This is a genomic window from Flavobacteriales bacterium (assembly GCA_021739695.1).
Lineage (GTDB): Bacteria > Bacteroidota > Bacteroidia > UBA10329 > UBA10329 > UBA10329.
This window is the reverse complement of the sequence record JAIPBM010000005.1, coordinates 127,397-141,254: the sequence shown is the minus strand read 5'-3', so window position 1 is coordinate 141,254 and position 13,858 is coordinate 127,397. Positions and strand designations below refer to the sequence as shown.

Below are 13,858 nucleotides of genomic sequence, written 5' to 3'. Positions count from 1 at the left end.
TATGTGATTTACGTACGGAAGCTATATATTTAGCCGTATTTTCTCTAGCTTTTTGGAGTAAGCTTTGAGATTGAAAATCTAGATAGACCAATTCGAATGATCAGAAATAGTACCGCGCTTATTTCTTTCTTCTTTTTATTGCTGATCGCGGAGGTCAAAGTTTTTGCTCAGTCTGGAGACATTAGGGCCGTTACTGAGGAGGAGTTCAATAAGGAGATACAAGAAACTGAAGAAGAAAAAGCAAAAAGAAGACTGAAGATTACCAAGCGTACTGCAATGGATCATTACTGGAACGGTAATTTCCGTGCGGCCCTTGATGAGCTTCTAATTCTTCTGATTGACAATCCAACTGACGTTGATATCAACTTTTATATCGGAGCTTCCTATCTTGAGAGCAACATCGATAAATCCAAGGCTATCAGCTATTTAGAATTCGTGGTTCAGCAAGAAAAGTTCCCGAAAGAGGCTATTTATCAGTTAGGTCGTGCTTACATGTTCGAACATCGTTTTGATGAGGCGATAACCACATTCAATAAGTACAAAGACATTTCAAGGGGCGACAATGACAATATCATTACTGGTGGGCGAATGATAGAGCAATGCTTTAATGCAAAGCAGCTAGTTAAATATCCGCTTGACGCTACTTTCGAAAATTTGGGTTCGAACGTAAACACTGCCTATCCTGAGTTCAACCCTTTCATTCCGGAAGATGAGTCTTTTTTGGTTTTTACCACTAAAAGGCCTGATTGTTTAGGTCTTCAACTTGATTATGATGGATTCAAGACCCCCGATATTTTTCGGTCTAGAGAATATCGTGGTGAATTCATGGAGGCTAGGAACATCGGGTCTGCCGTAAATACGGAATGGTACGAAGAAGTTGTTGGGATTTCTGCCGATGGGCAAGAGTTGCTTGTTTACATCGACAATTTCGATGGCTACGATGATATCTACGTGTCGCCAAGAAAAGGTCGTTTTTTTGATGATTATCTTGACCTTGGTAGAAATATCAATTCAGACGAAATTGAGACTACGGCTAGTTTGAGTACGGATGGGAATCTGATTTTCTTCTCACGAGAAACAGCTAAGGGTCGAACTGGCACTGACCTGTATATGTCCCGAAGATTGCCCAACCGATCTTGGGGAATTCCACAAAAATTGCCAGACATAATCAATACAAGATTCAATGAAAGTTTTCCTCATCTGATGGCTGACGGGAGGACCTTTTATTTCTGTTCGGAAGGACATGCTTCGATGGGAGGCTTTGATATTTTCATTTCTGAATGGGATGAAATGACCAATACATTTTCACCTCCTCAAAACGCAGGTTACCCAATAAACACTGTTGATGATGATTTTAACTTATCGCTTTCTACAACAGGGAGATACGGTTATATTTCTCAGTTCAGAAGAGACGAAGGTTTCGGTGAACGCGATATCTACAGGATAACTTTTAATGATGTTGACCCTGTCTATACTATTGTTCGAGGTTCAATTACCAATATTAAAGATTCCATGCTGATTGATCCAACCATGGATATTGGATCCTTTGAAATGACAGTTACCGACATGAATACGGACAAGTTTATCGGTACATATCGCCCTAATATGGCATCGAGTAATTACGTTCAAGTGCTTGAGCCGGGTGAGTATTGTGTGTACGTAGAAGGCGAGCTTTATTTTGATACTTCCGATGTTGTTGAAGTGATGGGGAAAGCATCCTATGTCACTGAAATCATCAAAGATTATACACTCCGTCCGGATCCAGAGGCAATTAGACGCAAGCGAACAGGAGAAAAATACGGTGGACTCATTTATGCCATGTCGGGAAGTGACGATGGAAAGGCCAAGGTTTGGGATTTGCCTACAGGCCGTCAGATTCTGTCGTTGGACAATAAACAAAAGGTTACTAGTGTGGCTTTTGACCCTTATGGACGAAGAGCATTGTCTGCCACTGATAAAGGAGATATTAATTTGTGGTTGATGCCTAGTGGTATTCAGGAAAAAACGCTTAAAGGACACAACAAGCGCGTGACTCAAGCTGTGTTTAGCAATGATGGTAAATATGTACTGTCGGCAAGTGCAGATTCAACTGTTCGACTTTGGAATGTTGAGACTGGACTTATGGAAAAAATTTACGTTGGGCATCTAGCTCAAGTAAATGGAGTTTCCGTATCTCCTGATGGTAATTATTTTGTGTCGTGTTCTGATGATGGAAATGTGCTCATGTGGGAGATGATGACCGAAGAGCTGGTTGGTTTGTTCGAAGGACACACAGGTCCTGTTCGCAGCGCAACGTTCTCTCCTCGCGGTAACTACATCGTCACTGGCGGAAAGGATGGTTCTGTAAAGAAATGGGACGCTTCGACATCAGCGGAATTATTGGATTTCAAGCTCCATAGTTCATCAGTTAATAGTGTTGAAGTTTCCCCTGATGGCTCAACCATTATTTCTGGTAGCGATAATGGCTTTGTTTACGTCTGGGATGCTACCACTGGCGATGTGAAGCATGTCCTTTTGGGACACGACAAATCGGTTTCCTCCGTTTTCGAATCGAAGGATTCCAAGTATATCATATCGGGTAGTATGGAACGTGATCCAATTGTTTGGGATTATAATTCAGGTGATGAAGTAACCCAATTGACAGGCCATACTTCAAGTATAAATGATGTTTGCTTTTCTCCGTACATCAAATTCCCAGAAAAGGAAGAGGAAATTGTTAGAAGGACAGAGGATAAACCAGAAGTTCTTGAAAGTGAAATTGAGCGATTGGAGAAAGAATTGGCAGCTATTGAAGCTCAAAAGGATCTTGGTTATGACCCAACGTTGCTAGATGCCGACCTGTACAATCAAAAAGAATTTAAGGTCGGACAAAAAATAATCCTCGAAAGAATTTACTTCGACTTCGATAAGTATGATATTCGGGATGAATCTGTGGTAGAGCTGAACAAATTGCTGGTCTTTTTGGACAAGAATCCTGGTGTGATTGTTGAGATTTCAGGGCATACTGATTCAAGAGGTTCTGACGATTACAACATGAAACTTTCTAAGAACAGGGCGAAAAGTGTAGTAGCTTGGCTCAAGAAAAGGAAGATCGCGAGTAAGCAAATGGTGGCAGAAGGATACGGTGAGACCAAACACATAGCACCTAACGAAAATCCTGATGGAACAGATAATCCAGAAGGACGTCAGATGAATAGACGTATTGAGCTTACTATAATCGGGGTTGGCGGAGAACAAATAATAACCACTGAAGGCAAATAATAGCGTGGCATTGATCAAGAAAATATCAAGATTCTTTTTCGCGGCATTTGTGGTATTGTGTTCAATAGACACAGTAGTTGTTGCGCAGGTAACGGACAACTATTCGGATACCTTACTGAATCAGTCAAAGATCAAAGGACCTTTGGAATTCAAAGGCTACGTAATAGAATTATCAAAAAAGCTAAAAGGTGCAATAATTACACTTTATGAATCGCCAGATGGCTCTCATGAGAATTTGACTGAGATCTATAAAACCGTGTCTCCAGGAAATGGTGAGTTTGAGTTCAAATTAGAAATCAATAAATTTTTTGTTCTCTCTGTAGAGAAAGGTGGCTATACCACTAAAATGGTTGATTTTGATACTGATGTAACACTAGCGCGAGAGCAATATACAACGGTCCCGAAATTCGAGTTTCAAGTTGATATGGTTCAGGATCTCGATGGTCTTGCCTTTACCCGAGCTGTTGCAGCTGTCTTCTACCAGATCAAAAGAAATGAGTTCGATTATCAGCTTGATTACTCCAAGGAAGATATGGAGAATGAGGAAATTGAACTAAGAAAAAGACAGGAAAAGGAACGTATGGCCCAGCAGGCCTACGAGAAGAAGCAAGCACTCGAAGAAGCTGCTAAGATGCTTTTGGATAAGGAAAATGCTTCTGCGCAAGAGATAATTGCAGCAGCAATTACTGTTGGAGATGGAAACAAGGATAAAACGATTAAAGGGTTTTTGGAGGTTTTTCCTGAGGTTGACACGCTAAGACAGAAGAAGGCCGAAGCCATGTATGATCAGTTGTTGGAAGAAAGAAAACAGTCAAAAGCAACTGGGTCAAAGTTGAACTTTCAAGCCATTTTCGCTTCGGCAAAAATTGTTGAGGATAAAGTAGTAAAGGAGGCAGAAGAGAAGCGAGAGGCCAAAGTTGCTGTGCTAAAGGCAGAAAAGGAAGAAGCTGCCCAAAAGTCCAAGGAGGTAATGGCGATTCAGCAAAAAGCAATTGAACTTCAGGCTCAAGAGAAGTTAGCAACTGCCATTGCAAATGAAGAGGTTAAGAAAAAGCAAGAAGAAATTGAGAAAAAGGACAAGGTATATTATGCCATATTCAATTCTAATGGGGAAAGCGCAGTTGCAATACAAAACCTTGTAAAGACCTTTCCGAAAACAGATCCTTATAAAGAGGAGAAGGCGAAGGCCATTTTTGAAGCATATGAAAAAGAAAGGCTTACTGGCACTACGCTTTCTAATATGAATTTCGGAAACCTATTTAAGGCAGCAGATATTGCTGAGCAGGCAGCCATTCAAAAAGAGTTGGAAAAGGATCGTTCGAAAGGAAAAACGGCATTGGACGAATTCAAAGAACGCGTTGCTGAGCAAAAGGAAAGGGAGCAGGAACAGATAATTGGAAAGATTGAGACAGGGTTAAAGGATGCTCCTCGTGATCGAGCAAGCCAGGTCGCCATTTTTAAAGACGCGCTTCCTAAGAATGACCCATACAAGGAAGAGAAAGCAAATGCTATGTATGAGCATTATGTGAAGCAGAAAAAGTCAATCGAACAGATTGAAGTGCAATTGAAAACCGCTGCGCCTGATAAAGAATCTCAATTGGCAGTTTTTTATAATGCACTTCCTGATGACACTCCTGATAGAGATGGGGTCGCTCAAAGAATGTACGATGATTATGTTCAGAGCAAACAAGCACAAGGAGGCACAGGAGCCATTGCTATGGACTTTGGCTCGCTATTCATGGTGGCCGACAGAGCAGCAGAAACAGCTCAGGCAGAAACTAAAGAGAAGAATGCTTTAGAAAAACTAAAAGCCCAACAAGAATTAGAGGCTAAACGTGAAGATATTCGAAAGGAGAAGTCAGAACTTGCGGTAGCTGCTGAGATACAGGTGAAAGATGTGCATCAGGCAGAGTTAGCCAAGTCGAAAAACAAAAAAGAGTCTGATTTGGCTTCGGCAATTGAAAAAGGAGCCGGTGATAGAGATAAAAGTGTCGAAGCAATTCAAAAAGCCTTGCCTCAAACGGACGACAAGGAAATGGACAGAGAAAGGGCGGAAGCCGTATTTGATGCTTATCTACTGGAAAGTGAACGAATTAAAAAGTCGGGAAATACGGGTTCGAAGATAGATTTCAGTGTGCTATTTGCTGCCGCTGACGGAGTTGAGCTAGCGAAGCTTGAAAGAGAATTTCAACAAAAACAAGCGCAAGAGGATCAGAAGTTGGCCAAGTACGAGGAACAAAGAACAGAGAAGGCAATTGATATTGCAAAGGTCCAACAAAAACGAGCCGAACAAGAAGCTGAGCAAGCCGCTGTTGCTTACGAGGAAACTCTTCACAAAGTTGAAATTGAACGTCAGGAACGTTTGACAGAACAGAAAAAACAGGAGGAGGAGTTAGAAAAAACACTTGCGATGCAGCAGGCGAAACGCGAGGTTCTGGAAAAAGAACGAGCAGCGGAAGAATTGGCTGTAGTGGAGCAGGAGCGTACCAGACGGCTAGAACAAGAGAAGAAGGAAGCTGAAATTTTGGCAGCAGCTGATACAGAACGAAAGAACAAAGAGGCTGAAGCTGCCGCTAAAGCAGCCAGAGAACAGCTTGCTCTGTTAGAAAAGCGTAAGCAAGAAGCAGATCAGGCGGCAGAAGCTGACAGGAAGGCTCAAGAACTTGCAGCAAAAAAACAGGAAGCGGATCGTCTGAAAGAGGAACAGAAAGATCTCGCGTATCAGGAAAAAATCAGAAAGGAACAGGAAGTTGCTCAGGCTCAAGCCGCAGATGCTGAACGAAAGCGTTTAGAGGATGAGGCAAACAAGCAAAAAGCAGAGGCACTTGCTGCACAGAAAGCAGAACAAGATAGAATTAAGGAAGAACAACGATTGTTAGCAGAGGCTGAAAAAGCCCGATTAGCAAAAGAAATTGCGGATGCTAAGGCTGCGGAAGAGGCTAAGAAACTCGCTGATCAGCGCGAAATAGAATTGGCCCAACAGAAAGCTGCTCAATTGGAACAAGACCGGAAAGCAAATTATAACAAGTTAATCAGTATTGGAGATCAGGCATTGGCCCAAAAGGATTATTCAACCAGTGCAAGCAAATACAAAGAGGCCTTGGCGATGTATCCAGAAAATAAGGATGCTACTAAGAAATTGGGAGAGGCAGAAGCTGAAGTCAGAAGGGTGGAAAAAGAGGAAGCAGCGAAATTGGCGATTGACCAACGTTATGATGTTCTCCTGAGCGAAGCGGATGAAGAGTTAGCAAGTGAGAATTTTGATGCCGCTAAAGCTAAATTGACTAAGGCAGGAGAGTTAAAACCTGAGTCGAAGGATATCCAGAGGAAAATTGCTGACATCGACAAGAAAGTTGCTCAGTTAGCGGCGGAACAAAAAGCGAAGCAAGAAGCCGAAAGACGTTTTGTGCTAGTGATGCAAGAAGCTGCCAAGTTATTGGAGTCAGGCAAATTGGACGAGTCGCAGAGCAAATATGAAGAGGCTAGAAGCATGAAGCCAACTGATGCAGAGCCGATTGCCAAGTTGAAGGAAATTGAAGGTCTAAAATCAGAAATTGCCGCTGCTGCCGAAGAAAAAAAACGCAGAGAGAAAGAAGCTGAAAAGAAGTTTGCTGATCAGCAAGAAGCAGAACGCATAAGGAAAGATCAGGAGGCTGCTCTGGTTCTAAAAGAACAAGAAGCTAGATTAGCTGCTTTAGGTAAGGTAGATGAGAATAAGGCACAACAGCAGAAAACTGTTGCCGAGTTGGAGAAGGAGCGTATAGAGAAGTATGAGAAGCTACAAGAATCACTTAAATCAATGGATCTGACTGAGGATGAGCAGCGTAAGGCATTCCTTTCTGAGTTGGCAAAGATCTATCCAGAAGGTTTAACCAAGGAAACAGTTCAGGGAAAGAACTTTGTCTTAGTACGGCACGTCATCAACGAGAGCAATGTTGTGACCATTTACGAAAAGAAGACTTGGGATTGGGGAGGAGTTTTCTACTTCAAGAATGCTGACATCGCAATTACTGAAGCTATTTATAAGCTTGAAATCGGTAAGTACTAAGCAGAAATGAGAACTTGGAAAAGCCATATCGAAGAGCGGATGAGACAGATTGTAAGCATATCGATTTGGATTGTCGTCATTCTCTGCAATTTCAATGCATACGCCCAAGTTGAAGATGTAAAGGGGGCAACTCCTATAGCAAGGGCTAAGAATCTATTCGATCTTGGGGATTACAAGAATGCGTTTACCGAGTATGTGAAACTTCTAGCCGAAAGTCCAGAAGATGCTTTTCTAAATTGGCGTGTTGGCTTATGTCATCTTTATCAGAACATCGATAAAAGCAGATCAATTCCGTATCTCCGAAAAGTTAGCAATATGGAAAAGTGCGACAACGAAGTCTACTATGATCTTGGTATCGCATATATGTATAATGAGCAGGTGGACAGTGCATTATTGTTTCTTAATAAGTATAAACTCACCGTCACAAAACCGGAACGAATTATTGACGCCACCAGGCAGATTGAATTCTGTGAGAATGCTCGAAAACTCATGAAGAACTCCTGTAACGTGAGGTTCGAGAATTTAGGTGATGACATAAATTCTGATGGTCCTGATATGCATCCTTTTGTGCCTTTGGACCAGTCGTTTTTGGTGTTTTCAACAAAACGAGACAAAGGAGTTGCTGGACAAAATTTGGACTTTGATGGGTATAAACCGGCCGATATATTTTGGACACAATCCAAGTATGGCGAATTTAAAAAGGCAAAAGGTGTTGGTATGACCATCAATACTGAATTTGTGGAGGAATTTGTTGGAATGTCTGCCTATGGCGATCATATCTTTTACATGATAGATAACATGGATGGATTTGATGACATCTGGATGAGTGAATTCAGTGGCCGAAGATGGGAGAAGGGAAAAACGTTGGGCGAATCCATAAATACCGAAGAGCCAGAAATGGCAGCTACATGCACACCCGATGGTCAAACACTTTTCATTGCCCGGTTGCCAATTGAACAACCCGGTTTTGGTGGTCTCGACATTTTTATGGCTAAACTTCTACCAACGGGAGAATGGTCTATTCCAGTTAATCTCGGGCCTACCATCAATACGCAGTATGATGAGATGTATCCTGTGATCTCAGCTGATGGGAAAACACTCTATTTTGCTTCTCAAGGCCACAAAAGCATGGGAGGTTACGACATATACAAGAGTGAATGGAATGAGCAGTTCAATCGATGGGAACGTCCAGAAGGGCTCTGCTACCCCATAAACAACACGATGGACAACTTTACTTTCTGTCCAACAGACGATCCACGATACGGTTATACTGCACAGTTACGGAAAGGTGGATTGGGTGATCTTGATGTTTATCGGGTGGTTTTCGAGGATTTTGAAGAGCAGCAGACAGCTGTTGTTGTTGATCTTGAGATTATGATGGGTTCAGAAAAGGAGTTCATCGTTTTTCATGAGTGGAAAAACACTGGAGACGGGAATGTCAAATGGTTTACGGACGAATATCAACCAATGGATAAACCTGAATGGGAATTCGTTGAAACGAAGAACGTGGAGATAAAAAATGGAGAATCTTACGAGATTACTATAATTGGCTCTGTTGATGGAGGTGAGGTTTCGAAATTCACTCAAGCCAATTTTCCCAAAGGAGGAGCATTTCAATGGCTTGATACTCGGGTAAAGAAAGTGGCAGTTCCACCGAAAAAGGTTGAACCAAAGAAATCTCCGATCATTGGCTTAACCAATTTGGAAATTACAGCAACTGTGACGGATAAATCGGGTCAAATGGTTGGTACGTATCTGCCAAATTATAATTCTGGCAAAATCGTCTTTGCACTTTTTCCAGGTCAGACTTACGAATTCACAGTAGAAGCTCCAGGGTTTCAGCCTATCAAGGAAAAGGTGAACATCATGGGTTTTGGCGATTATCAGAAGATCATCAACAAAAAATGGTTGCTGGTTGAGCAAGGTCTTGAAGTACCATCTAAGTAAAATAGATGCTCCAACTAAAACGTCCGCTTGCCTTTTTCGACCTTGAAACCACTGGCGTGAATGTTGCCGAAGACCGCATAGTCGAAATCTCTGTGATTAAACTCAATCCAGATGGATCGGAGGAGGTAATGACCGAATTGGTCAATCCAGGAATGCCAATTCCGAAGGAAAGTTCTGATATTCATGGAATAACGGACGATAAGGTTGCCGATAAACCTTCTTTCAAAGAATTGGCTCCAAAGATCAAGGAGTTTATTGGTAACGCAGATCTATCAGGCTACAATTGTTTGAAATTTGATGTGCCATTGATGGTGGAGGAATTTCTTCGGAATGATGTCGATTTTGGAATGAAAGGCCGAAAAGTGGTCGATGTGCAGAATATCTTCCATAAAATGGAACAGCGGACCTTGGTGGCTGCTTACAAGTTCTATTGCGATGGCGACCTGACAAATGCCCACAGTGCTGAAGCCGATACTCGTGCCACGATGGAAGTTTTGAAAGCTCAGGTTGAGAAGTATGACGAGCTAGAAGGCGATGTTCAGATGCTCCATGATTTTTCGAGACGGGGTAAAGCAGTCGATTTTGCAGGACACATCGTAGAGAACGAAAAGGGCGAACCAGTTTTCAACTTCGGTAAGAACAAAGGAAAATCTGTGGTTGAAGTACTGAAAACGCAACCAGGATATTATTCTTGGATGATGGATGCGCAATTTCCTAGCTACACCAAAAAGGTTTTGACCGAAATTCGCGTTGACGCATTCAACAAAGGATTACTATGAAAATTGTTTGCATTGGGCGTAATTACGCTGAGCACGCTAAGGAACTGAACAATCCCGTTCCAACAGAACCACTTTTTTTTATCAAACCCGATTCGGCCGTTCTTCCGAATAATGACGATTTCTATTTGCCAGATTTCTCGAATGACGTGCATTACGAGGCAGAGATCTATGTGAAAATCCATAAGAAGGGAAAGAATATTCAGGAGAAATTTGCACCGACTTATTACAAGGAGATAGGAATAGGAATCGATATTACGGCACGAGATATTCAGCAGAAATGTAAGGAGAAAGGCCTGCCGTGGGAAAAAGCCAAAGGCTTTGACGGATCAGCACCAATGAGTAAAACCTTGCCGCTTTCAGATTTTGAAGATGTGAACGCCATTAACTTTGAATTGCACATTAACGGAAAAGTGGTTCAGAAAGGATTTACTGGCGATATGATCTTCAATGTGAATCAGATCATTGCGGAGGCTTCTAAGTACTTCATGTTCAAAATAGGAGATGTTGTGTTTACAGGAACGCCTGCCGGGGTGGGAAAACTGAATGCAGGAGACCATCTCGAAGCCTTTATTGAAGGCAAAAAAATGATGGATTTCCACATCAAATAAGCCAATTCGTTGTTCATACTTCATGAACTGGCTACTCCTTCAAAATTCCGCACTTATCGTTTTCGTCTTCATGGTGGTGATGTTTCTCATCGCGCAGCGATTGAAAGACAACAGCATTGTTGACATTGGCTGGGGAATCGGCTTCGTACTGATTGCCGTTTCTAGCTTTCTGCAATCTGAACAAACAACTGCGCAATGGATCGGAGTGTCCCTCATTGCAATTTGGGGCTTGCGTTTGGCTGGATATATCTACGGACGTAACAAGGGCAATGGAGAAGATTACCGCTACGCGCAGTGGCGCGAAGAATGGGGGAAGAATGTGGTCATTCGTGCTTTCTTTCAAGTATTTATGCTCCAAGGAGCAATTATGCTGATTGTAGCATCTCCACTGTACGTGCTATTCTCGCAACCGCTTGAATTGACTTGGAACGTCTATTTAGGAATCCTTGTTTGGGCGATAGGTTTCTACTTTGAAGCTATGGGGGACTACCAAATGAAGCAGTTTAAGGCAAACCCTGCCAATAAAGGAATTGTGATGCGTCAAGGCGTTTGGAAGTACACGCGACACCCAAATTACTTTGGTGATGCAACGCAATGGTGGGGCGTTTTCCTCTTGGCGCTGATGTCGCCTTATTGGTACATCGCGGCCATTGGACCAGCCGTCATGCACTTCTTTTTGGTGAAAGTTTCGGGCGTGGCGTTGCTCGAAAAGAAGTATAAAGGCAATCCGAAGTACGCGGATTACATTGCGACAACCAGTGCGTTTATTCCTTGGTTTCCGAAGAAATCTACTGAATGATCAGTGACTGAGAAATGCGCTGGTTTCCTTTTGTGGCGCTGATCAAATATTGGCCATTCGCCAGATTGTTTGTCCTGATTTCCTGTCCATTGGTTACGTTCCAATTTGCAATGCGCTTTCCTGAAACATCAAATAGTTCTAAATCCCATCTTCCTTCCGGAAGAATTAGGTTGAAAACGCCTGAGTTCGGGTTTGGATAGACAAAGGCCGATTCCTTGTTGTGCTTCGGTACATCAATGCCAGCGGTAAAGTCTTTCCGTCCTAGCACATACTCACCTTTCTTGAGCGTGTCAATATGAACAGTGCCAAGTTTGTTGGTTACTGATACACCTGTCAATAATTCATAACCATTCACTTCATGCCATTCGGAGCCAACACCAGCACGATACAGGAAAACCAGACTGTCTTCCGTTTCGATTATAAGGTCATTGTCCATATACCCTTGGCTCGTATTGTTGGAGCCATTGTATTTGAAAGTTGCCTCAGCGGCAAATCCTTGAGCAAAAACGCCATCAACAGACCAGTAGTGATAAGGATTAATCGCGATTCCTGGGTTTACTCCAATGAATCCATCTGGTTGAACAAAATGGTCTTCAATTCGGACAATACTCGTTTCCGTTCCTACATTTTGCACATCAACCGAAACATTGGTTTGGTTGAAGGTGTGATTTCCAGTGGTTGATAGATCCATTTCAAAATCAGCAACGGCATCGCTCATCTGTTCCCATCTGTCAATTGTTACCATACTTGGTTCGAATGGACAGGTGATTGTGAAATTCTGCGTTTCTTCATTCATTTGAACGACCTGATCAACATTATCAGTTCCATTACTTAGGTTGATGGGAATGTTCATTCCGTAAATATGGCTGTTGGCCCGTTGTTTTTGCCGAAGATGCACTTCTACTTCATAAGAATTTTGGATTGGAGTTACGGTGTAGCTATCTATTTGAAAATGCGGAAACCCAGGTTGGAAAACCCAACCGTCAAAGAACGGTTCGAGGTCGAGACCGGAAGAAGCCGCAAAAACATCACGAAGGTCATAGCTATCTGCATTGCCAAAGGCCAATGAATCCATGTAGTGGTTGCATGCTGCGAAAAACAGTTCATCACCCATGAAATTCCTCAATGTGTGGATCACTTCTGGGCCCTTGTCGTAAACAGTACTTCCGTAAGTTACGTTTCCTGGAATCGCATTCATCGCATAGTATGCGCCATCAGAAATATGGGAGAACTGCAACACTTTTCGGTGATTTTCGCGGATCCAATCCTTGTATGCATCAACACCATAAACGGCCTCAGTGAACAATGCTTCAGAATACGAAGCAAAGCCTTCGTTCAACCACATGTTTTCCTGATTCTTGCATGTGACCAGATCGCCCCACCACATGTGCGAAAGCTCGTGCGCCCAGAGTGTTTCGTAGGTCAATGAGCCGTTCACGAACGGTTTACCGATGTGAATGCTTGATGCATGTTCCATCGCGCCAGCATTGAAGGGAACCAATGCATAACCAACCTTATTCCATCGATATGGTCCGTAAGACGAAATGAAGGCATCCAACGCTTCTGGCAAATGCAAGAACGTATTCAATACACTTACCGTATCCTGCGGCAATGCGGCCCAAACGGTTGGAATTCCAGAATAGGTTCGTTCGAGGAAATGATATTCTGCCACTGCCATCGAAGCCAAATAAGTGGGGATGTTTTCGAGTAATTCCCAATGGAATGTTCTCGTTCCATTGCCATGATCTTCAACCTGCGTCAATTCGCCATTGCAAAATGCTTGATAATCGCCTACGGTTCGTATGTGAAAATCATAGGTTGCACGATCGGTGAAGACATCGAGACAGGGAAACCAAGCTCGACCGAAAACGTGCGGATCTTCGTCAAATCCGACACCCATATTGAATGCATAGCTGCTACCATTCCAGTAAAATCCACCCCACGAATTATCTTCTGCCGGATTACCATGATAAACGACTGTAACGGTGTCGGTTTCGGCAAGATTCAGTGTATTTGGCAGCGTGATGGCAAGATTCAAATTATCGTAAGAATGGCTTATCGCCTGACCATTTCCATCTAAAACCGAATCAACCACAAATCCATCGAGCGAAAGACGCAGTACTGAAAGTCCGTCTACTTTCGATTCAATCGTAAGTTGCGTGACGCCCCAGATCTGTTGTTGACCAAAATTCAACGAATCGATGCGAATATCGTAATGCTGAATATGAACGCTGTCTTCGCTGTTCGTTGCCGCAGCAGCCGTAGTAGCAAGGTTGTGCTGTTTGTTCATTCTACAGCCAAAACCAGCCTCGAGCTGTTGAGCAGACGATGAAATTGAGCTGAACAATAAACTGAAGACGAGAAGTCGGAACATTCTATTCGTGTTGTGGTTGGCACAAATGTAAGGAAGCCGCTT

General features: G+C 42.7%; 7 protein-coding genes. 6 read left to right on the top strand and 1 reads right to left on the bottom strand.

Translation table 11 applies throughout. The annotated features are described in order from the left end of the window. The first annotated feature begins 96 nt into the window (after positions 1-96). The 6 genes from K9J17_04610 to K9J17_04585 all read left to right on the top strand — a co-directional run bounded on the left by K9J17_04610 (position 97) and on the right by K9J17_04585 (position 11,442). Positions 97-3,261, top strand: coding sequence for an OmpA family protein (locus K9J17_04610; GenBank protein ID MCF8275996.1), 3,165 nt, complete (start codon positions 97-99; stop codon positions 3,259-3,261). 142 nt (positions 3,262-3,403) lie between these two features. Further along, positions 3,404-7,309 (top strand): hypothetical protein, encoded by a 3,906-nt coding sequence (locus K9J17_04605; protein MCF8275995.1) that lies wholly within the window; start codon positions 3,404-3,406, stop codon positions 7,307-7,309. Positions 7,310-7,348: 39 nt separating this feature from the next. Beyond that, a complete protein-coding gene (locus K9J17_04600) occupies positions 7,349-9,256 on the top strand; it encodes a hypothetical protein (protein MCF8275994.1) in 1,908 nt (635 codons plus the stop codon). A 5-nt stretch (positions 9,257-9,261) separates the two neighbouring features. Continuing rightward, complete coding sequence (locus K9J17_04595; protein MCF8275993.1) at positions 9,262-10,035, top strand: 3'-5' exonuclease; 774 nt, start codon at positions 9,262-9,264, stop codon at positions 10,033-10,035. Further along, complete coding sequence (locus K9J17_04590; protein ID MCF8275992.1) at positions 10,032-10,643, top strand: fumarylacetoacetate hydrolase family protein; 612 nt, start codon at positions 10,032-10,034, stop codon at positions 10,641-10,643. The genes K9J17_04595 and K9J17_04590 overlap by 4 nt, the downstream gene beginning before the upstream one ends. A gap of 22 nt (positions 10,644-10,665) precedes the next feature. Continuing rightward, a complete protein-coding gene (locus K9J17_04585; GenBank protein MCF8275991.1) occupies positions 10,666-11,442 on the top strand; it encodes a DUF1295 domain-containing protein in 777 nt (258 codons plus the stop codon). Here the strand turns inward: K9J17_04585 and K9J17_04580 are convergent. Then, positions 11,432-13,816 carry a T9SS type A sorting domain-containing protein gene (locus tag K9J17_04580; GenBank protein ID MCF8275990.1) on the bottom strand — a complete coding sequence of 795 codons (2,385 nt, stop codon included), beginning with the start codon at positions 13,814-13,816 and terminating at the stop codon, positions 11,432-11,434. The genes K9J17_04585 and K9J17_04580 overlap by 11 nt on opposite strands. Positions 13,817-13,858 lie beyond the last annotated feature (42 nt).

Bases quoted from the DNA above. Each gene is read 5' to 3' on its own strand.
- K9J17_04610 (MCF8275996.1), top strand. From the start codon at position 97: ATGATCAGAAATAGTACCGCGCTTATTTCTTTCTTCTTTTTATTGCTG.
- K9J17_04600 (MCF8275994.1), top strand. From the start codon at position 7,349: ATGAGACAGATTGTAAGCATATCGATTTGGATTGTCGTCATTCTCTGC.
- K9J17_04595 (MCF8275993.1), top strand. From the start codon at position 9,262: ATGCTCCAACTAAAACGTCCGCTTGCCTTTTTCGACCTTGAAACCACT.
- K9J17_04590 (MCF8275992.1), top strand. From the start codon at position 10,032: ATGAAAATTGTTTGCATTGGGCGTAATTACGCTGAGCACGCTAAGGAA.
- K9J17_04585 (MCF8275991.1), top strand. From the start codon at position 10,666: ATGAACTGGCTACTCCTTCAAAATTCCGCACTTATCGTTTTCGTCTTC.
- K9J17_04580 (MCF8275990.1), bottom strand. From the start codon at position 13,816: ATGTTCCGACTTCTCGTCTTCAGTTTATTGTTCAGCTCAATTTCATCG.